This window comes from Arthrobacter sp. 10T425 (assembly GCF_056393985.1).
On record NZ_JBFTGZ010000007.1, the window covers coordinates 98,513 to 119,995 of the forward strand.

The following is a 21,483-nucleotide window of genomic DNA, read 5'->3' on the forward strand; positions in this document are numbered from 1 at the left end:
ACCATGGATTATTTCCTGCAGAGCCCGCAGTGGGCACAGTTCCAGCGTTCGCTGGGACGCACCGTCCACGAACAGTCCGGGCCCGGGTGGCGCTTCCTCGCGGTGGAGGAATCCAATCCGGCCGGTAAACTGCTGTACTCCCCGTACGGCCCGGTCGCCGAGTCACTGGCAGCGTTCGACGCCGCACTGGCGGCCCTGACGGACCTCGCCCGGACCAGCGGGGCCGTGTTTGTCCGGGTTGAGCCGGTCACCGCAGGATTCACCGCAGCCGAAGCCGACTCGGTACTCCGCAGCCGCGGCCTGCAGCCGGCCCCGGCCAGCCAGCAGCCCGAGCTCAGCTGGATTGTGGACCTCGACCGGGATTTCAAGGACGTCCTGGCGGATATGAAGCCGGCGAACCGGAACCTGTTCCGCAACATCCACAAGAAGGGCGTGAGCTTCCGCTCCAGCCAGGATCCGGCAGAGATCGCCGTCCTCCTGGAGTTCTTGCACATGACGGCCGCCCGCAACGGCTTCAAGCCGCAAAGCGACGAATACCTGACCCAGGTGGCCCTCTCGCTGATGCCGGCCGGCGCGGCGACGCTGTTCATCGCGGAGCTCGACGGCCACCCCATCGCCGCAGCCCTGGCCTACGACTCGGCCGACACCCGGACCTACGCGCACGCCGCCCTGGACGACACCCACCGCAAACTCAGCGCGGGCATCCCCCTGCTTGTCACCTTGATCGCGGACGCCCAGGCGAAGGGCCTCAAGCACGTGGACCTCTGGGGCGTGGCGCCGGAGGACCAGCCCGACCACAAATGGGCCGGGTTCACGGCGTTCAAGAAGTCGTTCGGCGGCCGCGGGATCGCGTATCCCGGAACGTGGGACCTGCCGGTCCGGAAGGTGCGCTACGGCAGCTACCAGCTGGCCCGCAAAGGCGCCCAGCTCGCGAAGAAGCTGCGCGCCCGGTCCCGGGCCCTCGCAAACCGCTAAGGGCCCAGCAGGCGGCACCGGCCACCGGGTCGCCCCGGCCAGCCGGGCCGCCATGTCCCGGTGGCCGGTGTTGGTGGGGGCGTTAGTTGGCCGTAATGGCGTGCCGCTGGGCGTCGTAGGCGCTGGCCACCATCTGCTCCACGGAGTGCCGCATCTTCCAGTCGAGATCGCGGGCGGCCAGCGTGCCGTCGGCCACGATCCGGTCCGGATCCCCTGCCCGCCGCGGACCGATTTCGGGTTCGAAATCGATCCCCGTGACGTCGGCCATCGCCGTCATGATCTGGCGCACGGACAGCCCGTCCCCGGATCCGAGGTTGTACACCCGCTCCAGCGGCTTGCCCGCCTCGAGCGCCTGGGCGGCGGCCACATGCGAGGTGGCCAGGTCCGCCACGTGCACGTAGTCGCGCACGCAAGTTCCGTCCGGCGTGTTGTAGTCGATGCCGTTGATGCGCGGCGTCTTACCGGCCGTGAGCGCCCGCAGCACGATCGGGAAAAGGTTGTGGGGGCTGGTGTCGTAAAGCTCGGGCGCACCTGAGCCGACCACGTTGAAATACCGCAGCGAGGTGTGGCTCAGGCCCCGGGCCCTGCCCTGGTCACGGATCAGCCACTCGCCGATGAGTTTGCTCTCGCCGTAGGGCGATTCCGGGTTGGTGGGCGTCGCTTCGGTGACGATGTCGCCGGTGGGCGTGCCGTAGGTGGCCGCGGACGAGGAGAACACCAGTTTGTCGACGCCGGTGAGCTCCATGGCCTTGAGCAGTTGCGCGGTGCCCGTGACGTTCTGTTCATAAGTCAGCAGCGGCTCCTGGACGGAAACCCCCGCGTACTTGAAACCGGCCAGGTGGATCACCCCGGTCACCGCGTGCTCCCGCAGCGTACGGGCCACGAGGTCGGCGTCGAGGATGCTGCCATGGATGAACGGCACATCGGCCGGCACGAACTCACGGTGCCCGCTGGAGAGGGAGTCAATCACCACCGGCTGAATCCGGGCACCGCGCAAAGCGGAAACCACATGAGAACCGATATATCCTGCACCGCCAGTTACGAGCCACGTCATGGCTCCACCCTATCTAATCCCACGGGCCCCGGCCGCCCCACCGCAATAGACACGTCATCATGCACGTGGTTTAAGACGACGAATCCCGGACCGCGGAGGCGGCCCGGGATTCGCTGTGCTCTATCGTGCAGTTCAGTGTTGCCGTTCAGGTGCTAGCTCCTGCGGGCGTAGCCTTCCCACTTGCTGGCCTGGTGTTCGCCGTCGACAAAGCGGATCGTGCCGGACTTGGAGCGCATCACGATGGACTGGGTGAGGACCTTGTCCTTGGAGTAGCGGACGCCCTTGAGGAGGTCGCCGTCGGTGATGCCGGTGGCCGCGAAGTAGCAGTTGTCGCTGGAGACGAGGTCGTTGGTCGAGAGCACGCGCTCCAGATCATGGCCGGCGTCGATCGCCTTCTGCTTCTCTTCGTCGCTCGTGGGCCACAGGCGGCCCTGGATGACGCCGCCGAGGGACTTGATGGCGCAGGCCGCGACGATGCCTTCCGGGGTTCCGCCGATGCCCATGAGGGCGTCGACTCCGGTGCCGGCACGCGCAGCGGCGATGGCCCCCGCGACGTCGCCGTCCATGATGAACTTCGTGCGGGCGCCGGCTTCGCGGATTTCCTCCACGAGGGGGCGGTGCCGGTCGCGGTCCAGGATCATGACGTTGAGCTGGTTGACCTTGACGCCCTTGGCCTTGGCGATCAGGTGCAGGTTCTGCTTGACCGGCAGGCGCAGGTCCACCATGTCGGCCGCTTCCGGGCCGGTGACGAGCTTTTCCATGTAGAACACGGCGGAGGGATCGAACATGGAGCCGCGTTCGGCCACGGCCAGGACGGCCAGGGCATTGTTGATGCCAAGGGCGGTCAGCCGGGTTCCGTCGATGGGGTCGACGGCGACGTCGCACTCGGGGCCGGTGCCGTCACCGACGTGCTCGCCGTTGAACAGCATCGGGGCTTCGTCCTTCTCGCCCTCACCGATGACAACGACGCCGTTGAAGTGCACGGTCTGCAGGAAGGAGCGCATGGCGTCCACGGCGGCGCCGTCGGCCTTGTTCTTGTCGCCGAAACCCACCCAGTGGCCGCCGGCGATGGCCGCGGCTTCCGTGACGCGGACAAGTTCCAGCGCGAGGTTGCGGTCAGGCTCATCGATCCCGACGGCGAGCGAGGGGGAAAGCGTGGAGTACTTCTGGGACATGGGCGCTGGTGTCACGTGAACCTCTTCTTCGAGTGGCGGTCGTTGAACCCGTACGGCCAGGATCGATCCGTCGCGGTGATTCGTCTGATATTGATCATAGTCGGGGCGGACCCGGAAGGTCATGGGATGACCGGCGCGTGACGCACTTCACCCTCTGAGGGGCCGCTGCGCCGCGAATGTGAGATCGGCCCGGTCATGCGCGACTATAGAGGGGTGAGTGAATTGCAGGACGCTTCCCCCGCCGCCCCCGGTTCGCCGGCTGGCAGCTCCCCCGCGGCAGGCCCGGCCCCTTCCGGACAGCCGCCCGTGAAGCCCGTCATCGCCGCCGCGGCGGCCAAACGCGCCAACGCCTCCGTGATGGGCATGATCATCGCCCTGGTGGTGAGCATCGCCGCGTTCCTGCCGATCGTCCTCATGAACCCGTCTCCGAAGACCGACGGTTACCGGCCCAACGTCAACGTCAGCGCCACCGCGCAGAACGCGGCGGGTGTGGCGGGATTCACACCCGTGGCGGCCGATACCGGCGACACATTCCGCGCCAATTACGCCCGTTGGGAGTCCGGCGCCGGCAGCGGCGTCCCCGCCTGGGAAGTCGGCTACCTGACGCCCAAGGAATCCTTTATCGCCCTCGTGCAGACCCGCACGGCCAACCCCACCTGGCTCCTGCAGCAGACCAAGAACGCTCCCGTGACCGGCACCCGCAACGCCGGCGGCCGCGACTGGGAACTGCGCGACACCGGCAAGGGCGAGAAATCCATGGTGCTGACTGATCGCGGCACCACCGTCATCCTCTCCGGATCCGCGACGCTGGAGGAGTTCTCCGCCCTGGCCACCGCCGTGGTGAAGTCGCTCGAAAGCAATCCGGCCGCCGGGGCATCGTCCAGCGCGCCAGGCGCAACAGTTTCACCTTCGGCCAGCCCTTCACCGTAAAGTGGCCACGTGGCTACTTATCTGACTCCCGCACTCGCCTGGCAGCGTCTCCGTGAAGGCAACAAGCGTTTTGTCGCCGGCACGTCCTCACACCCCAACCAGGACGCGTCGCGACGCTCGTCGCTGGTTGAAAACCAGCACCCCTTCGCGGTGATCTTCGGTTGCGCCGACTCCAGGCTTGCCGCCGAAATCATCTTCGACCTCGGCCTCGGGGACGCCTTTGTGGTCCGCACCGCCGGCCAGGTGATCGACGACGCCGTGCTTGGCTCGCTGGAATACAGCGTCAGCGAACTGGACGTCCCTCTGATCGTCGTCCTGGGGCACGACAGTTGTGGTGCTGTCACCGCAACCAAGAACGCCGTGGAAACCGGCCAGATGCCGGTCGGTTTCATCCGCAGCCTGGTGGAGCGGATCACCCCGTCCGTGTTGACCTCGCTGCGTAACAATCAGACCGACGTCAACGACATGGTGGTCGAGAACGTCAAGCAGACCTCGCAGCGGCTGGTGGACAGTTCCCGGGTGATTTCGGGCGCAGTCGACAGCGGCCGCACCGCCGTGATCGGCCTCGCCTACAGCCTGGCTGACGGCCGGGCCGATCTCGTTTCCAGCATCGGCAGGCTGTAAACCCCGGCGACCGGCCGTCGCAGCCTGCTCACGGTTTTCGGTGGGACTCCTACTCCCAATAAGCTAGCCCCATGACTTCCACAGATGAGTTGAACACCGAAGAGTTCCGTATTGAACACGACACGATGGGCGAAGTCCGCGTTCCCGTGAACGCCCTGTACCGCGCACAGACGCAGCGGGCAGTCGAGAACTTCCCCATCTCCGGCAAGACCCTGGAGCGCGCCCACATCGAAGCCCTGGCACGGGTGAAGAAGGCCGCCGCCCAGGCAAACGCAGAACTGGGGGTGCTCGACGGCGAGCTCGCCCTGGCGATTGCCGACGCAGCCGACCAGGTTGCGGCCGGCAAGTACGACGGCGACTTCCCGATTGACGTCTTCCAGACCGGCTCCGGCACGTCCTCGAACATGAACACCAACGAGGTCATCGCCGAGCTCGCCACGCGTGCCCTCACGTCTGCCGGAAGCGACAAGGTTGTGCACCCGAACGACCACGTCAACGCCTCGCAGTCCTCCAATGACGTCTTCCCCACGTCCGTCCACGTCGCCGCCACGTCCGCCCTGATCAACGATCTGATCCCGGCCCTCGGCTACCTGGCGGAGTCGCTGGAGCGCAAGGCCACCGAATTCAAGGACGTCGTGAAGTCCGGCCGCACGCACCTCATGGACGCCACCCCCGTCACGCTGGGCCAGGAGTTCGGCGGCTACGCCGCGCAGGTCCGCTACGGCATCGAGCGCATCAACGCCGCCCTCCCCCGCGTCGCCGAGGTCCCGCTTGGCGGCACCGCCGTGGGCACCGGCATCAACACGCCGGCCGGATTCCCGGAGCGCGTGATCGAACTGCTGGCGGCCGACACCGGACTGCCCCTGACCGAGGCCCGCGACCACTTCGAGGCCCAGGCCAACCGGGACGGCCTCATCGAAGCGTCCAGCCAGCTGCGCAACATCGCGATTTCCTTCATGAAGATCAACAATGACCTGCGCTGGATGGGCTCCGGCCCCAACACCGGCCTCGGCGAAATCGCCATCCCGGACCTGCAGCCGGGCTCGTCCATCATGCCGGGCAAGGTCAACCCCGTCATCTGCGAAGCCTCCATCATGGTCTGCGCCCAGGTGATCGGCAACGACACCGCCATCGCGTGGTCCGGCACCAACGGCGCCTTCGAACTCAACGTCGGCATCCCGGTCATGGCCGCCAACCTCCTTGAATCCGTGCGGCTGCTGGCCAACACCAGCCGCGTCATGGCCGACAAGATGATCGACGGCATCACCGCCAACGTCGAGCGCGCCCGCTTCCTCGCCGAGGCGTCGCCGTCGATTGTGACCCCGCTGAACAAGTTCATCGGCTACGAGAACGCCGCCAAGATCGCCAAAAAGGCCGTGGCCGAGGGCCTGACCATCCGTGAGACCGTCGTCTCCATGGGCTTCCTCGAGCGCGGCGAACTGACCGAGGAGCAGCTGGACACCGCCCTGGACGTCATGTCCATGACGCGCCCGCCGCACAAGGCCTAACGGCTCCGGGCGGCGCCGCCCCCGAAGAGAACATCCGCCGCCGGCCGGCATCCTTCCTGGAAGGGTGCCGGCCGTCGGCATGTCTGCACCGCAGGTCAGAACTTAGACCCGGGGCGGTTCCCCGCCGGCGGCCTCCCGCTCCTGCGCCGTGTACGCCGCCGCGGCTGCGGCATCCGCCATGCTGGCACCGCCGATCCGTGCCTCCCGCAACCGCCGCGTCTTGGCGGACTGGACGGAGAAGGCAGCATCGACGTTCCCGGCGGCATAGGTCAGGGCGTCTTCGGCGCGGATGCCGAGGCCGCCGGCGGTCAATACGGCGTCCTGGTTGGCGCCCAAATACGTGAACTGCCAGCCCCACTGGCTCTGCTGCCGCTGGACCAGGGCCTTGACCAACTCGCCCGTGGCCTCGCGCGAGGAGTTCTCGTGGCCGTCCGTCAGCACGGCCACCAGCACAGTGCCGGGGCGCTCGTCCTCCGGAAGGGCCGCCAGCTCCGCACCCGCTTCGCCGATCAGCCGGACCATGGCGTCGTGCAGGGCGGTGCTGCCCCGCGGCTGCAGGTCCAGGGCCGGCACGTCCTGGATGTCCACCGAGGCGTAGACGCGCTCGTAGGTGTCATCGAACTGCGCCAGCGACAGCCGGCACCGGCCCGCCACTGCCCGCTGTTCGCGGATGAACGCCGCAAACCCGCCCACAGTGTCATCGGCGATGGCGCTCATCGACCCGGAACGGTCCAGCAGGACGTACACGTGCGTCAGGGCTGAATCTGTCATGCTTCCCCATTTCCGGCCCCGACGGCGCTTCTGCCTCGTCGCGGGCCACCTGTTGCCAGCGGTATGACTGGACAGGAGCAGGCTACGGCCGGGCAGCGACATTATTGCCGGCAACAGCCCAAACAACGCAAACAGCCCAAAGTTTCTTTTGCACTATTTATAATTTAGTGCAAAAATACACTTCATGGGAAACAGTGCAATTACTTCGGGCGGCCTCCGCGAGCGCAAGCGGGCCGCAACACGGGCGGCGATCACCGCCGTCGCGCGTTCCCTGACCGCCGAACGCGGCCTCAGCGGCTACACCGTGGAGGAAGTCTGCGAGCGCGCGGGCATCTCCCGCCGGACCTTCTTCAACTACTTCCCTGCCAAGGAAGATGCGATCCTGGGCCACGTCGACGACGACTTTCCGGAAGAGGTGGTGGCCCGGTTCATGGCGGGCGGCGCGGGTTCGCCCGCCGGGGAAATCTCGGCCTCACTCCTCGCCGACCTCGTGCGCCTGTCCCTTGATCTGTCAGAGCGGATGAGCGGCTCCGAGGAAGAGACCCGCCAGCTGATCGGGGTGATCAAGAAGGAGCCCCAGCTGATGCTGAAGATCATCGGCGCCACCGAGGAACGCGAGGCCGACTTTGCCCGGCTGCTCGCGGCCAGGGAAGGCGTGCCTGCCGATCATCCCGTAGTCCGCATGGCCGTAGTCCTCCTCGGAAACGTCGCCAGGAAAACCAGCGCCGACTACTTCTCCGAGGGCAACGCCCGCCCCTACAAGGACTTGCTGCTGGAAAACATTGCAGCAGCCCGCATGCTCTTCTCCCTGCCGTTCACCCTGTCCCAGTTCGACACAGTCCACTTCGACGGAGTCGAGTCAAATACAGTCCAGCCCAACCCTTCCGAAGGAGCGCAATGAGCGCCGCCGTCAGCACCAAACCAGCAGCCGAGCCGCTGCTGCTGACCCAGAAACGCATCTGGATCATCTTCTCCGCCCTCATCGCGGGCATGCTGCTCTCCAGCCTTGACCAGACCATCGTCTCCACCGCCATGCCGACGATCGTCGGCAAGCTCGGCGGCGTGGAACACCAGGCCTGGATTACCACGGCCTACCTGCTCGCCACCACGATCGTCATGCCCATCTATGGAAAGTTCGGCGACATCCTGGGCCGCCGGAACCTGTTCCTCATCGCCATCGGGCTCTTCACCCTCGCCTCCGTCGGGTGCGCCCTCGCCACCGACTTCTGGGGCTTCGTGGTCTTCCGCGCTATCCAGGGCCTCGGCGGCGGCGGCCTGATGATCCTGTCCCAGGCCATCATCGCCGACATCGTTCCGGCCAAGGAGCGCGGCAAGTACATGGGCCCGCTGGGCGCAATCTTCGGCCTCTCCGCCGTCGCCGGACCGCTGCTGGGCGGTTTCTTCGTGGACCACCTGACCTGGGAATGGGCCTTCTACATCAACATCCCGATCGGCATCGCCGCGTTCACCATCGCCTGGTTCACCCTGACGCTGCCGAACAAGAAGGCCGAGAAGCGGATCGACATCCTGGGCGTGCTGCTGCTCTCCGCGGCCACCACGTGCCTGATTTTCTTCACCGACTTCGGCGGCAAGAAGGACGAAGGCTGGGATTCCCCGCTGACGTGGGCGTTCGGCGCCGGGCTGGTGCTCGCCGCTACGGCCTTCATCCTGGTGGAGCGCCGGGCCGAGGACCCGATCATTCCGTTGAGCCTGTTCAAGAACCGCATCTTCGTGAACTCCACCGCCATCGGCTTCACCCTCGGGCTGGGCATGTTCGCGGCGATCGCCTTCGTCCCGACCTTCCTGCAGATGTCCTCCGGGACCTCCGCCGCCGAATCCGGCCTGCTGATGCTGCCCATGATGGTGGGACTCATGGGCATGGCCATCTTCTCCGGCATCCGCATTTCCAAGACCGGCAAGTACAAGATGTTCCCGATCCTCGGGGCCACCCTGACCATCGCGGCAATGCTGTGGTTGACCACACTCACGGCCGCCACGCCCATCTGGGTCATCTGCGTGCAGCTGTTCGTCTTCGGCGCCGGCCTGGGCTCGATCATGCAGGTGATTGTCCTGGTGGTCCAGAACTCGGTGCCGGCGGACCAGATCGGCACGGCCACGAGCACCAACAACTACTTCCGCGAGGTGGGCGCATCCCTGGGCGTCGCGGTGTTCGGCTCCATCTTCACCACCCGGCTCTCCGAGTCCCTGACCAATGCCTTTACCGGCGCCGGGGCGTCCGCTGAGCAGGCGTCGCAGTCCACCCGGACGATGGACCCCCAGGTCCTCAGCCAGCTCCCGGCGCAGCTCAAGGACGCGATTGTCAACGCCTACGCGGACTCGCTCGCCCCCGTCTTCTGGTACCTGCTGCCCTTCCTGGTCATTGCCCTGATTCTGGCCCTGACCCTCAAGCAGATCCCCCTGTCGGACACCGCCGGCATGGTGGCCCGCGGCGAAGCAGTCGGCGGCGAGGAAGCCGAGCGGCTCGAGGCGGAACGGGCGGCAGCCCGCCACGCCGCCGACGCCGCGGAGTCCACGGGGCCGGAAGGGCTTTCAGCCCACGGCAACACCGGCGGGTCCGGCCACGAAGACGAGCTCACCCGCCTGCGCGGCTGAGGGTCCGGAAACTGACGGTCCGGAGACGGCCCGGCAGCAGCCGGTGAGTGCCAGCAGGGGCGCCGCAACCTTTGGGGGTGCGGCGCCCCTGCCGCGTGCCGGCCGGTCGGCTCCGGCAGGCCGGGATGGCCGTGCAGTCGGCCTATCCGGCGGTCGGCAGCAGCATGGCGGCGGCCGTGCCGGCCAGCATGAAGGGCCCGAAGGGAATGGCCGACTGCAGCGTCCCGCGCCGTGCGGCGAGCAATCCGAGACTCCACAGCCCGCCGAGGACGAACGCCGCAAAGGTCCCCGCTATGACGTGCCCCCAGCCCAGGAATCCCAGGTACATTCCCAGGACGCCCGCGAGTTTCACGTCGCCGAATCCCATTCCCGGCGGATATACCGCGTGCAGGAGAAAGTAGAAGAGCCAGAGGGCTGCCCCGCCGGCCAGGACACGGAGCCCCGGAATGCCGAAAGCCCCGGCGTCGGCTGTGCCGGCCACGTCCTGCCCGCCGGGAAGCAACTGGCTGGCCGCCGCGCCCAGCAGAAGGACTCCGGCGATCCCATAGGAGGGAAAGACGATCCTGTCCGGGAGCAGGTGGTGCCGGACGTCAATGACCGTGAGCCGAACGGCCATCACGAAGAAATACGCGCACGCAGCCAGGGCAAGCCAGAAAGCCAGCGGGTTGGCGGCGCCCAGGGTGCCGAGTCGTTCGATCACCCTCGGATGCTACTTGATATTCGTCCGGCCCGGCGGTCCCCGCGCGTAAACTGTGGATATGGCCGCATGGGACAGCACGAACCGGCGCGGGCCGGACGCGCCCCGCGGCCCGGCGGAGAAGGCCGCGGCCTTCCGGAACCTGTGCCGGTCATCGCCCTGGAAGTGGCAGTCGCTGAGGTTCGAGTACCTGGACCGGCCGCTCACGGTTTCCGCGGTTTCCCCGGCCGCCCCCTCCCCCGGCGACCTCGTCAGGGGGTGGCTGCGCCGGCCCGGTGCCTTGCGGCTGGAGACTGCCGACGGACTGGTCATCGGCAGCACCACCGGCATCAATGACTCCCGCGGCGGCTTCTATATCAGCTCCACGAGGAAGACCTGGCTCCTGCCCCCGCAGTTGGTTACGCCGGTGTACGACGACGACGGGCTGGTGCGCCGCCGCCCGGAGGCAGCTTATGGCGAGCCGTCGTTCGGCAACGGCAGGTTCGCCGCCGTCCTGGACCCGGTGGAGCTTGCGGGGAACGCCCCCGTCCCGTTGGAGTTCCCCAACTCCAACGCCGTCGAGCTTGGCCCCATCACGGAGGTAGACCACGAGGGCCGGCCGGCCCTGGAATCGACGGTCAGCCCGAACCTCTCCTACCGTCCCGCCGATCCCGGAGCCCCGCTATGCCGTCCGGGACGCACACTGCTGAGGATTGACGCCGGCACGGGCGTCTGCGTTGCGAGCCGCTGGCTGGACGCGCCCGGGGCCGGCTCAGAGCAGGACGGTTACGGGCACTGGCTCCGCATCCTGGGCGTCGACGAATACATGCTCGATGACCTGTTCCTGGCCGAATCGATGAACCTCACGGACGTCCGGCGCCACATCAGCTGGGACGTCCCCGCGGAGTAGCCCGGCCGTGACTCGCATCCGCCCGCCGGCACCGCTAGGCTTCGCCGATGACTGAACCCGCCGACTACTGGCCCCCTTTCGGATTGAGCCTGACCACGCCGCGTCTTCAGCTGCGCCCCATCCGCGACGCGGACATTCCGGCCGCGGTCTCAGCCGCCCTGAGCGGCGTGCACGAGCCGGGCCGCAGCCCCTTCAGCAGGCCCTGGGCCGAATCCCCCGCTGAGGAGCTCGGCCCGAACATGGCGCAGTGGTACTGGCGGTGCCGCGGGAACATGACACCGCAGGACTGGACCCTCCTGCTCGGCATCTGGCACGAGGACGAATTCGTCGGATGCCAGGACGTCGAGGCCAAAGACTTCGCCACGCTGAAGACGGTCACCACGGGCTCCTGGCTGCGGCAAAGCGTGCACGGCCAGGGCCTCGGCAAGGAAATGCGGGCCGCCGTCGCCCTCTACGCCTTCGACTGGCTCGGCGCCGAAGTGGCGGAATCCGAGGCCGCCGCCTGGAACCAGCAGTCCCTGGGCGTCTCACGCTCCCTCGGCTACGAGCTCAACGGCGTCACCCGCGCCGCCTGGGGCGGCAAGGCCCAGGAGGTCCAAAACGTCCGCCTCACCCCCGCCACCTTCAAACGCCCCGACTGGCAGCTCGAGGTAAAAGGCCACGAAGCCACGGCCAAATTCCTGGGCATCCACCAATAGCCCCAGCGGGGCCGCGGCGTCCGCCGTCGCTCAGACGCCTCCTGTCGCTTCCCGTCGCTGGGTTGCGGTGGTTGCGGGTGCCGTGGTTGGGTTCGCCGGACCGCCACCTTTCGCCGTCGCTTAGACACGACGCATGGGACCCGCTGCGGTCGCTGGGCGACCTCCGGGGATCCGATGCGCCGCGATGCGCTCCTCTACGAAAGACGGCGACCCGGCTGGTGGGCGTCTCACCATCGCGGGGCAGCGGTGTCCCGCTAAGGAGCGCATCGCCGACCAAAGCGAAGCGAAGGTCGCCCAGCGACCGCAGCGCAGCGACGGGAGGTGTCTAAGCGACGGCGGGACGCCGCTGCCCGGCGAACCCAACGACGGCAAACCCAACCACGGTTATCCAACCACGGTTACCCAACCACAGCGAAGGGCCGTGGTCCGGCGAACCGGACCACGGCCCCCAACCTCGGGAGGCTAGATCTCCGCCCCCTCCAGCAGCTCCGTCACGAGGGCAGCGATCGGCGAGCGCTCCGAGCGGGTGAGGGTGATGTGGCCGAACAGCGGGTGTCCCTTCAGGGTCTCGACGACGGCCGCCACGCCGTCGTGCCGTCCGACCCGCAGGTTGTCCCGCTGGGCGACGTCGTGCGTCAGGACGATCTTGGAGTTCTGGCCGATCCGGCTCATCACTGTCAGCAGCACATTCTTCTCCAGGGACTGCGCCTCGTCGACGATCACGAATGCGTCGTGCAGGGAGCGTCCGCGGATGTGCGTCAGCGGCATGACCTCAAGCATGCCCCGGTCCATCACTTCCTCCACCACTTCCTGGCTGACCAGCGCGCCCAGGGTGTCAAAGACCGCCTGCGCCCACGGGTTCATCTTTTCCGCTTCGGACCCGGGCAGGTAGCCGAGTTCCTGGCCGCCCACCGCGTACAGGGGGCGGAAGACGATCACCTTGCGGTGCTCCCGGCGCTCCAGGACGGCTTCGAGACCGGCGCACAGGGCCAGTGCGGACTTGCCCGTGCCGGCCCGGCCGCCGAGGGACACGATTCCGACCGACGGGTCCATCAGGAGGTCGATCGCCAACCGTTGCTCGGCCGAGCGGCCGTGGAGTCCGAAGACGTCGCGGTCGCCCTTCACGAGCCGGACCTGTTTGTCCGCCCCTACCCGTCCGAGGGCCGAGCCGCGGCTGGACAGCAGGACCAGCCCGGTGTTGGTCGGCATCTCGGCCGCCGCCGGGATGAATACCGGCTCGTGCCCGTACAAGGTGGCAACCTCGTCCTCGCCCGCGTCGAGCTCGGCGACGCCGGTCCAGCCGGAGTCCTTGACGAGTTCATTGCGGTACTCGTCGGCCAGCAGCCCCATGGCCGAGGCCTTGACGCGCATCGGCAGGTCCTTTGACACCACCGTCACGTCGCGGCCCTCGTTGGCCATGTTCTTGGCCACCGCGAGGATGCGGCTGTCGTTGTCCACCCCGCGGAACCCGGCGGGCAGCACCTCGGCGGAGATATGGTTCAGCTCCACCATGAGCGTGCCGCCGTCGGGGCCCAGCGGGATGGGACGGTCCAGGCCGCCGTGCTCGAGCCGCAGGTCATCGAGCAGCCGGAGGGCTTTGCGCGCAAAGTAACCCAGCTCTGGGTCGTGGCGCTTTCCTTCGAGCTCGGTGATGACAACGATCGGCAGGATGACCTCGTGCTCGGCGAAGCGCAGGAGGGCCCGCGGATCGGAGAGCAGGACGGACGTATCGATCACGAAACTGCGGGCCGTGCCCCGGCTCCCTGTTCCTTCCCCGGAAACAGCAAGACCGGCCGCCGCGGAATCCGCTGCACCGGTCTTTGAGGTGGCTCGCTTGGCGCGAGAGGTAGCTTTCTGTCCCTGATCGGAAATGACGTCGGGCAGTTGCTCAGAAATAGCCACATCGACTCCAGCCCCGGGGCAATGCCCGGAATTGTTATTGGTGAGGCGGCTCGGCCTGGAGGCCGGACGCGGCCTCCCATACACCCGGTGCGAAAATCCGCTCCATGTACTGGCCTCCCCGATCGGCCGGCGAATTGCCTGCCGATGGGATTAACGTACGTCTCCGGGGGCCGGTTTGTCCGATAATTTTTCGGCGATTCTTGTTGCCGTCTTGTGAACTCCGCGTGAACCGCTCAGGCGCCGAAGCGGCGCTGCCTGCCGGCGTAGTCGCGCAGGGCACGCAGGAAATCCACCTTGCGGAACGCCGGCCACAAGGCCTCGCAGAAGTAGAACTCACTGTACGCGCTCTGCCACATGAGGAATCCGGACAGCCGCTGCTCCCCGGAGGTCCGGATCACCAGGTCCGGATCCGGCTGGCCCCGGGTGTAGAGGAAGCGCGAGATGTCATCCACGGTGAGTTCATCGGCCAATTGTCCAATGTCCGCTCCCCGGGCGACGGCGTCGTGCAGCAGTTCCCGGACGGCGTCGACGATCTCCCGCCGTCCGCCGTAGCCGACGGCGACGTTGACGTGCAGCCTCTCCTGCGCGGGCGTGCGCGCCGTCAGGTTGTTCAGCCGCTCGGCGAGGTAGTCCGGCAGCAGCTCGGGGGCGCCCATGGCGTGAACCGAGATGTTGGCGTCCTCGTCCAGCCGGTCCAGGGTGTTGGCGATGATGCCCATCAGGAGGTCGAGTTCCTCGCCGGAGCGGTTCATGTTGTCCGTGGAGAGCATGTACAAGGTGACCACCTTGATGCCCAGCTCCTGGCACCAGCCGAGGAATTCGTGGATCTTGTCCGCGCCGGCCTGATGGCCCTGGCTCGTGGGGGCGTTGAACTGGCGGGCCCAGCGCCGGTTGCCGTCGACCATGACGCCGACGTGGCGCGGGATCCGTTCAGGATCGAGGGAGCGCTGGAGCTTGCGCTCGTAAAAGCCGTAGAGGAATCCGGGCATTTCCATCCGGAGATTCACCTGGCTTCCTTGAGGTACTTGTTCAGTGCACATCCTAGGCTACCTGCCGGAGGGCCGTGCCGGGTGCAGCTCCGTCACAGGACAGCCTCGGACCGCTTGTTACTCACCGGTAACTTACTAGGGCGTAGGTTACTATTACGGCATGGAAAGCAACAGTCCGGAGCCCCGGCCGGAGCCTCCGGCGAAGCGGGCAACCCCGGTGGACGACGCCGCGGTGCGCCTGGCTGAACTGCTGATGATCAAGCCCAAATGGCGGGGCTGGATCCACACCGTCACCGCCCCGCTGGCACTGGCCGCCGGGCTGGTGCTGGTGATCCTGGCGCCGCCGGACCTGAAGGTGGCCTGCGCCGTCTATGCCGTTACCGGGGTCCTGCTGTTCGGCGTCAGTGCCGTCTATCACCGCGGGAACTGGTCACCGCGTGTGAAGATCGTCCTGAAGCGGCTGGATCACACGAACATCATGCTGGTGATCGCCGGAAGCTACACGCCGCTCGCCTGGGCCCTGCTGGACCGGCAGCAAGCCGAAGTGCTGCTCTGGGTGATCTGGTCCGGGGCCATCCTCGGTGTGCTGTTCCGCCTGCTGTGGACCAATGCCCCGCGGTGGCTCTATGTGCCGATCTATATCGCACTCGGCTGCGGCTCGCTGTTCTATCTGCCGGACTTTTTCGCCGCCAACGCTGCCTCGGCGGTGCTGATCTGCGTCGGCGGGGTCCTGTACATCACGGGAGCCGTGTTCTATGCGCTGAAGAAGCCGAATTTCAGCTACGAACACTTCGGCTTTCATGAACTGTTCCATGCGCTGACGGTCTTTGCCTTCGCCGCGCACTACATCGCCATTGCCATCGCGGTCCTGGGCTGACGCCGGCTGCGCTGATTCTCCCCACCTTTGAAACTGCGCCGCCGGGACTCGCCGGCAGTTCGGCCCGACACGCCGGGCGCCAGCTTCAAGCGAGGGGAATTCCGGCGTTAGGAGCTCGCCCCCGGCTCAGCCGGGATGCCCTGCCGCAATGAGCTCGGGCAGCAGCCGCATGTCTGAAAAGACGGTGGTTCCGGGACCGGCCAATCGGGAAGCCGGGGTGACACCGCCGGCATACGCGAAGACGTGCATTCCCGCCGCCCGGGCGGCCTGGACGCCGTAGGCGCTGTCCTCGACGACGGCGCACCGCCCGGGAGCGGTGCCCAGGCTCGCCGCGGCGTGGAGGAACAGGTCCGGCGCGGGTTTGCCGTTGGCCACCTCTGTGGCGCTGTAGATGCGGCCCTGGAAGCGGCGCAGCAGCCCGGTCTTGCCCAGGGTCCGGCGCATCTTTTCGTGGCTGCCGCTGGAGGCGACACAGTGCGGCAGGGACAGCCGGTCCAGGGCGTCCTCGATGCCATCAACGGCCTCGAGGTCACGTTCAAACGCCTCCTGGTACCAGCGACCGTAGTCGCGGTCCCAGCCGTCGGCCAGCCGGACCCCGAGCTGCTGTTCCACGGCGGCCACAAAGTGCGCCTCGGATTTTCCGACGAACCGTTCCACGATGTCATCGAGTTCCAGGTCCCAGCCGAGATCGGCCAGCACTCGCTGGTCCACCCGGATGGCGATCACCTCGGAATCCACCAGCACACCGTCGCAATCGAACACCACCAGCTCAAAGCCGTCCTGACCAGTCATGAGGACATCCTAGCCAGCTGCCCGCGCATTTCTTCGACGGAAGTCGAGGGGAGGCCGCAGACCATGCCGCGGCACAGGAACACCTGCGGGGCGCCGTCCGGGCCCGCGCCGCGGCCCTGCAGCAGCGGTATTGGCCGGGCGGCGCCGTCGTCCTGGACCGCGACCACCAGCCCGGGGCTCGCCGAGAGCAGCAGCTCCCGGTGCAGCACGGCCCGTTCCGGGGTGTCCGGTCCGGCGACGGCGGCCTCGATGGGACCGGCGAGGGCGGCCTGGGCGGTCGCGAGCAGCCAGCCGGCGGCGCGGGGCGCCTGGCCCGCAAGCGGAGGAAGCAACAGGGCGAGGATGCTGGCCGCCAGGGTGCGGTGTTCGGACGAGCCGGAGAAGGCCGAGTGGGTCAGCAGGGCACCGGCCAGCGCGGCGGCGCCGCTGGGGGTGGCGCCGTCGAACGGTTCCAGGCCGTCACGGCCGCCCTGGGCGGCCGTGACCTGCGCGGACTCCCCCGCAGCGTCCCTCAGGCCGCCGTCGGCCGCGAACCGCCTGCAGGCGGCGTCCAGAATGGCCTCGGCCAGCCCATACCGGCGGGTGTGCCCGGTAACCGCATAGAGCGCGAACAGCCCCTCGGCGCAGAAGGCGTAGTCCTCCAGCAAACCGCCGATTCCGCGCGCCACTCCGTCATGGGAGACGCGCAGAAGCCTGCCGGGGCCATCCGCCGCGGGCTGCCAGTGCACGCGCTCAAGATAGTCCGCGATCCGCCCCGCCGCGGCCACAAGCTCCGGGCGTGCCAGGACGGCGCCGGCGTCGGCGAGGGCGGCGACTGCCAGTCCGTTCCAGCCCGCCACCACCTTGTCATCCCGGCCGGGCTGGGGCCGGTTCCTGCGCGACTGCGCCAGCAGCGGGCGCACCCGCTGCCACAGCGCGGCGTCCCCGCCGGACATCTCCCGGCCCGGATGCAGCGGCGAACCGTCGGCGCTCACGCTTCCGGGCATTCGGACGTTCATGAGGGCCGCCACGGCGGCGCCGTCGGCCGGGCCCAGGAGCGACTCAAGGCCGCCGGGAGTCCACAGGTAGCTGGCCCCCTCGGCGTGCACGCCGTCGACGACCGTGTCGGCGTCCAGCGACGACGCCAGGGCCACGACCCCGGTGTCCGGTCCCGTCGCAGGGCCCGCCGCAGGGGCTGGCGCCGGGCCCGTCGCAGGTGCCAGCCCGAGGCGGGCCAGGAGCCAGTCGGCGGTAAGCCCGGCAATCCCGGCGGCCTCGGCCGCCGGGTACTCCGGCGTGCCGCCCAGCCGGACCCAATGGACATAGACGCGCAGCAACTGGGCGTTGTCGTAGAGCATTTTCTCGAAGTGCGGAACGGACCAGTCTCCCGTCACCGAATAGCGCGCGAAGCCGCCGTCGAGCTGGTCGAACAACGCCGAGCGGGACATTGCTGCCAGGCACTGACCGGCCATGTCCCGGGCCGCCGTCGCGGTCTCCAGGCCCGCGGAGTCCTGGCCTGCGGTGTCCGGAGCGGCTGCCGGCGGCATGCTGTCCGAGGGCACTGCGGCGTGACGGATCAGGAATTCGAGCACGGCCGCGGGCGGGAACTTCGGTGCGCCGCCGAAGCCGCCGTGGGCCCGGTCCTCGGCGCCGGAGAGTGCGGTGACGGCTTCGCCAAGGAGCGCCGCGTCCAGGGGTTCGGGCGGCCCGTCGAGGCGCAGGGCGGCTGCCGGCTGGGAGGCGGCGATGCCGCGCGCCAGGGTGGCCGCGTTGGCCTCGACGGCGCCGCGGCGTTCCGTCCAGGCCTCGCTCACGGCTTCAACGACCTGCCGGAAGGACGGACGGCCCGGCATGGGCCGGGGTGGGAAATAGGTGCCGGCATGGAAGGCGCGGCCATCGGGCAGGAGGAAGACGGACATCGGCCAGCCGCCCTCGCCGCTGATCGCCTGCGTCGCTGTCATGTAGACAGCATCGACGTCGGGGCGCTCTTCCCGGTCCACCTTGATGGAGACAAAGTGGGCGTTCAGGTAGTCGGCGGTTTCATGGTCCTCAAAGGATTCATGGGCCATGACGTGGCACCAGTGGCAGGCCGCGTAGCCGATTGAGAGGAACACCGGCACGTCCCGGGCGGCAGCGGCGGCGAAGGCCGCGTCACCGAACGGCTGCCAGTGAACGGGGTTGCCGGCGTGCTGGCGCAGGTACGCAGAGGGTTCCGCCGCCAGGGCATTCGAGGCCCCGGACGGCGGGTTGGGGAATCCGCGGTCAGCGGGTTCCGGGTCCCGCATCGCCGTTGACTTCCGGCCGGTTAACCGCGCCGTCGGACCGGGAAACCCCGCCGTCGGCGGGGAAGGCCGTGCCGTCAGCGCGGAAGGCAGCGCCGTCGGCAGGGAATACGCCGCCCGGGGCCCCTGGTTCCTGGGATGCGTCCTCGGCGGCCGCACGCTCTTCCTCCACCTGGGCACGGTAGCGGACCCGGCGGATACGCCGCACCATGTCTACGATCAGCAGCGCGGTCAACACCACGATGAAGGCTGTCAGCAGGAAGCCCAGCAGACCCGGGGTGACCTGGTCCTCGGACAGGCCCGGGCGCAGCGACGGCGTAGGGGTCGGCGCCGGGGTTGTTGCGAGGGCGATGAGCAAGGAATGCACGGTGGGAAACCTTCTGTGGAACTGGGCGTCTTTTCTGCGGTGACTTTTCTACAGTGCTTTGTCTACAACATCTTTTCTACACTGGATAGAAGAGCCATTTCGTCTCTATCTTAGCCCGGCGAAGAGGTCCGTTTCCGGCAGATCTACGGGGATCCGGGATTCGATCAGGGAGTAGTCCTCCCACGGCCAGACCTTGCGCTGCATGGCCGAGGAGACCGCGAAGAAGAATCCTTCCGGGTCCACCTGGGTCCGGTGTGAGCGGAGTGCGTCGTCGCGGGCTTCGAAGAAATCGCCGCACTCGACCTGGGTTGTGGTGGCGTGTGTCGGCGGCGGCGGGGTATGCCCCTCGGCGTCCGCTTCCAGCCACGCAGCGAGCCGCTCGGCATACGGGGACTGCAGGCCGGCCTCCTCCAGCGCGGAGTGGAGGGCACGGAAACGGTCCGGGCTGAAGGCGCGGTCGTAGTAGAGCTTGCTGGGCACCCAGGGTTCCCCGGCGTCCGGATACCGGGCGGGATCGCCGGCCGCCGCGAAGGCCTCGACGGCCACCCGGTGCGCCATGATGTGGTCCGGGTGCGGGTAACCGCCGTTCTCGTCATAGCTGAGGATCACGTGGGGCTTGAAGTCCCGGACCAGCCGGACCAGCGGTGCGGCCGCCCGCTCCAGCGGCTGCAGGGCGAAGCACCCGGGCGGCAGGGCCGGCAGGGGGTCGCCCTCGGGCAGCCCGGAATCGACGAAGCCGAGCCAGCGCTGCCGGATGCCGAGGACGTTCGCGGCGGCGTCCATCTCCAGCCGGCGTGCCCCGGCCATGTCGCGTTTGGGGTGCGGTTGCCCCTCCATCGCGGGGTTCTGGATGTCGCCGCGGGAGCCGTCGGTGCACGTGGCCACCAGGACGTCCACGCCGGCGGCAGCATACATCGCCATCGTGGCGGCACCCTTGCTGGATTCGTCGTCGGGATGAGCATGGACCGCCAGCAGACGAAGCGGTGCTGACGGGCTGGGGGATGCTGTCATCGTGGGACGGCTCCTCTTTCTGCTGTGCTGCCCTGTTGGGTGCGTCTGTTGGTGTGCGGCTTGGTCTGTGCGGCCAGCCGGAAATATCCCGGTCCGATCCACACTAAACTGGACTGGTGACTTCCGAGGACCAGCCTGCCGCGCCGGCACCTAACAGCCTATCCAATCGTTACGGCGGCCAAAAGCGCGCGCTGTCCCGCAAGGTCAAACGCAACATCCTGATCGCCGCCCTCGCCGTGGGCATTGCCTTTCTGGCCTGGGTCTCGACGTCGGCGGCCATCGGCGGTGTCAGCTACAAGGATGTCGGCTACAGCACCCCCGACGCCACGGTCACGGAAATCGACTTCCAGGTCACGAAGGACCCGGCAGCGGAGGCGAAATGCGCTGTGAAGGCCATGGACTCGAAGTTCGCGATTGTTGGCTGGAAGGTTGTGGACATCGGGCCGAACGCGGCCGATGCCGGCACGGACGGCGGACGCACCACAGCCCACCGCACCCAGCTGCGCACGGAATCCCAGGCGGTCTCCGCCGTCGTGGACAGCTGCTGGATTCCCGACGCCGGACAATAACGGGACCACAGGCCGCGGCAAGTGCCGGGCCGCGCACGCAGTGATGCCGTCCGAGGCTGCTTGGGACACCGTGTGATCCACGCCGCAGTCCTCTTTGGTTTATCCACAGGATTGACTACAATGGATCAATACCTTTCCCCCGCTGAGCTGGTTACTGCGTCATAAAAGTGGCCACCGTGGCGGGGTCTTTGCTTGTATGACCACCCAAAGGAGAAGTCCGTGTCTACCACCAACAGCGCAACTGCGGCTTGGCTTACCCAGGAAGCTTTTGACCGCCTGAAGGCAGAGCTGGACAACCTTTCCGGCCCCGGCCGGGCAGAAATCGTCCAGAAGATCGAAGCGGCGCGCCAGGAGGGCGACCTCAAGGAGAACGGTGGCTACCACGCTGCCAAGGAGGAGCAGGGCAAGATCGAGGCCCGCATCCGCCAGCTCACGGCCCTCCTCCGGGACGCCCACGTCGGGGAGGCCCCGGCCGACGACGGCATCGTGGAGCCCGGCATGATCGTCGTGGCCAGGATTGCCGGCGACGAGGAGAGCTTCCTGCTCGGCTCCCGTGAAATTGCCGGCGACTCGGACTTGGATGTCTTCAGCGAGAAGTCCCCCCTCGGCGCGGCCATCGTCGGCCACAAGGAGGGCGACAAGCTCAGCTACACCGCCCCGAACGGCAAGGACATCACGGTGGAGATCATCTCCGCCAAGCCGTACGCCGGCTGACACCAGCGACATAACAGCGACGCCGGTCTCCCCTTCAAGGGGAGGCCGGCGTCGTTTTTTCCGCCCG

At 67.8% G+C, this 21,483-nt stretch carries 21 protein-coding genes; 11 read left to right on the plus strand and 10 right to left on the minus strand.

Features of this window, described 5'->3' with window-relative positions; translation table 11 throughout:
• The first annotated feature begins 3 nt into the window (after positions 1 to 3).
• Positions 4 to 975 carry a lipid II:glycine glycyltransferase FemX gene (locus AC1DDH_RS10220; RefSeq protein WP_230008873.1) on the plus strand — a complete coding sequence of 324 codons (972 nt, stop codon included), beginning with the start codon at positions 4 to 6 and terminating at the stop codon, positions 973 to 975.
• Positions 976 to 1,057: 82 nt separating this feature from the next.
• On the opposite strand, the gene galE is transcribed toward AC1DDH_RS10220, so the two are convergent.
• A complete protein-coding gene (galE, locus tag AC1DDH_RS10225) occupies positions 1,058 to 2,029 on the minus strand; it encodes a UDP-glucose 4-epimerase GalE (protein ID WP_223914156.1) in 972 nt (323 codons plus the stop codon).
• Positions 2,030 to 2,181: 152 nt separating this feature from the next.
• Positions 2,182 to 3,204 (minus strand): class II fructose-bisphosphatase, encoded by a 1,023-nt coding sequence (gene glpX / locus AC1DDH_RS10230; protein ID WP_028277383.1) that lies wholly within the window; start codon positions 3,202 to 3,204, stop codon positions 2,182 to 2,184.
• 195 nt (positions 3,205 to 3,399) lie between these two features.
• Between glpX and AC1DDH_RS10235 the strand changes: the two genes are divergently transcribed.
• From AC1DDH_RS10235 to AC1DDH_RS10245, 3 genes are all read left to right on the plus strand, one after another.
• Complete coding sequence (locus tag AC1DDH_RS10235) at positions 3,400 to 4,134, plus strand: DUF4245 domain-containing protein (protein ID WP_476859143.1); 735 nt, start codon at positions 3,400 to 3,402, stop codon at positions 4,132 to 4,134.
• Between the two features lie 9 nt (positions 4,135 to 4,143).
• Positions 4,144 to 4,758 carry a carbonic anhydrase gene (locus AC1DDH_RS10240; protein WP_028277382.1) on the plus strand — a complete coding sequence of 205 codons (615 nt, stop codon included), beginning with the start codon at positions 4,144 to 4,146 and terminating at the stop codon, positions 4,756 to 4,758.
• Between the two features lie 71 nt (positions 4,759 to 4,829).
• A complete protein-coding gene (locus tag AC1DDH_RS10245; protein WP_476955373.1) occupies positions 4,830 to 6,266 on the plus strand; it encodes a class II fumarate hydratase in 1,437 nt (478 codons plus the stop codon).
• 102 nt (positions 6,267 to 6,368) lie between these two features.
• On the opposite strand, the gene AC1DDH_RS10250 is transcribed toward AC1DDH_RS10245, so the two are convergent.
• Entirely contained in the window at positions 6,369 to 7,037 is a 669-nt protein-coding gene (locus tag AC1DDH_RS10250) for a VWA domain-containing protein (RefSeq protein WP_476849085.1), read from the minus strand.
• Positions 7,038 to 7,221: 184 nt separating this feature from the next.
• Here AC1DDH_RS10250 and AC1DDH_RS10255 point away from each other — a divergent pair, with 184 nt between their 5' ends.
• The gene (locus AC1DDH_RS10255) at positions 7,222 to 7,938 is read left to right on the plus strand and encodes a TetR/AcrR family transcriptional regulator (protein ID WP_476955374.1); all 717 of its coding nucleotides are present in this window, start codon (positions 7,222 to 7,224) and stop codon (positions 7,936 to 7,938) included.
• The gene (locus AC1DDH_RS10260) at positions 7,935 to 9,650 is read left to right on the plus strand and encodes an MDR family MFS transporter (RefSeq protein ID WP_476872699.1); all 1,716 of its coding nucleotides are present in this window, start codon (positions 7,935 to 7,937) and stop codon (positions 9,648 to 9,650) included. The genes AC1DDH_RS10255 and AC1DDH_RS10260 overlap by 4 nt, the downstream gene beginning before the upstream one ends.
• Before the next feature lie 142 nt (positions 9,651 to 9,792).
• On the opposite strand, the gene AC1DDH_RS10265 is transcribed toward AC1DDH_RS10260, so the two are convergent.
• Positions 9,793 to 10,350, minus strand: coding sequence for a prepilin peptidase (locus AC1DDH_RS10265; RefSeq protein ID WP_476955375.1), 558 nt, complete (start codon positions 10,348 to 10,350; stop codon positions 9,793 to 9,795).
• 58 nt (positions 10,351 to 10,408) lie between these two features.
• Between AC1DDH_RS10265 and AC1DDH_RS10270 the strand changes: the two genes are divergently transcribed.
• A complete protein-coding gene (locus AC1DDH_RS10270; protein ID WP_476872697.1) occupies positions 10,409 to 11,236 on the plus strand; it encodes a hypothetical protein in 828 nt (275 codons plus the stop codon).
• A gap of 47 nt (positions 11,237 to 11,283) precedes the next feature.
• A complete protein-coding gene (locus AC1DDH_RS10275) occupies positions 11,284 to 11,934 on the plus strand; it encodes a GNAT family N-acetyltransferase (protein WP_476955376.1) in 651 nt (216 codons plus the stop codon).
• 462 nt (positions 11,935 to 12,396) lie between these two features.
• Here the strand turns inward: AC1DDH_RS10275 and AC1DDH_RS10280 are convergent, their stop codons facing one another.
• Positions 12,397 to 13,836 (minus strand): PhoH family protein, encoded by a 1,440-nt coding sequence (locus AC1DDH_RS10280; protein ID WP_028277376.1) that lies wholly within the window; start codon positions 13,834 to 13,836, stop codon positions 12,397 to 12,399.
• A gap of 233 nt (positions 13,837 to 14,069) precedes the next feature.
• Positions 14,070 to 14,831 (minus strand): isoprenyl transferase, encoded by a 762-nt coding sequence (locus tag AC1DDH_RS10285; protein ID WP_043436292.1) that lies wholly within the window; start codon positions 14,829 to 14,831, stop codon positions 14,070 to 14,072.
• 154 nt (positions 14,832 to 14,985) lie between these two features.
• Between AC1DDH_RS10285 and trhA the strand changes: the two genes are divergently transcribed.
• On the plus strand, positions 14,986 to 15,702 hold the full coding sequence (gene trhA, locus AC1DDH_RS10290) for a PAQR family membrane homeostasis protein TrhA (protein ID WP_230009209.1): 717 nt from the start codon (positions 14,986 to 14,988) through the stop codon (positions 15,700 to 15,702).
• A 126-nt stretch (positions 15,703 to 15,828) separates the two neighbouring features.
• Here the strand turns inward: trhA and AC1DDH_RS10295 are convergent, their stop codons facing one another.
• The 4 genes from AC1DDH_RS10295 to mca all read right to left on the minus strand — a co-directional run bounded on the left by AC1DDH_RS10295 (position 15,829) and on the right by mca (position 20,133).
• A complete protein-coding gene (locus AC1DDH_RS10295; protein ID WP_230012707.1) occupies positions 15,829 to 16,494 on the minus strand; it encodes an HAD family hydrolase in 666 nt (221 codons plus the stop codon).
• A complete protein-coding gene (locus tag AC1DDH_RS10300; protein ID WP_476955377.1) occupies positions 16,491 to 18,758 on the minus strand; it encodes a thioredoxin domain-containing protein in 2,268 nt (755 codons plus the stop codon). The genes AC1DDH_RS10295 and AC1DDH_RS10300 overlap by 4 nt, the downstream gene beginning before the upstream one ends.
• Positions 18,736 to 19,122: a hypothetical protein gene (locus AC1DDH_RS10305; protein ID WP_223914167.1), complete on the minus strand. Its 387-nt coding sequence runs from the start codon at positions 19,120 to 19,122 to the stop codon at positions 18,736 to 18,738. The genes AC1DDH_RS10300 and AC1DDH_RS10305 overlap by 23 nt, the downstream gene beginning before the upstream one ends.
• Positions 19,123 to 19,227: 105 nt before the next feature.
• A complete protein-coding gene (gene mca, locus AC1DDH_RS10310) occupies positions 19,228 to 20,133 on the minus strand; it encodes a mycothiol conjugate amidase Mca (RefSeq protein WP_230008780.1) in 906 nt (301 codons plus the stop codon).
• Positions 20,134 to 20,249: 116 nt separating this feature from the next.
• Between mca and AC1DDH_RS10315 the strand changes: the two genes are divergently transcribed.
• Both AC1DDH_RS10315 and greA read left to right on the plus strand, forming a co-directional pair.
• Positions 20,250 to 20,702 carry a DUF4307 domain-containing protein gene (locus AC1DDH_RS10315; RefSeq protein ID WP_476849093.1) on the plus strand — a complete coding sequence of 151 codons (453 nt, stop codon included), beginning with the start codon at positions 20,250 to 20,252 and terminating at the stop codon, positions 20,700 to 20,702.
• A gap of 219 nt (positions 20,703 to 20,921) precedes the next feature.
• Positions 20,922 to 21,416: a transcription elongation factor GreA gene (gene greA / locus AC1DDH_RS10320; RefSeq protein WP_028277369.1), complete on the plus strand. Its 495-nt coding sequence runs from the start codon at positions 20,922 to 20,924 to the stop codon at positions 21,414 to 21,416.
• Positions 21,417 to 21,483 lie beyond the last annotated feature (67 nt).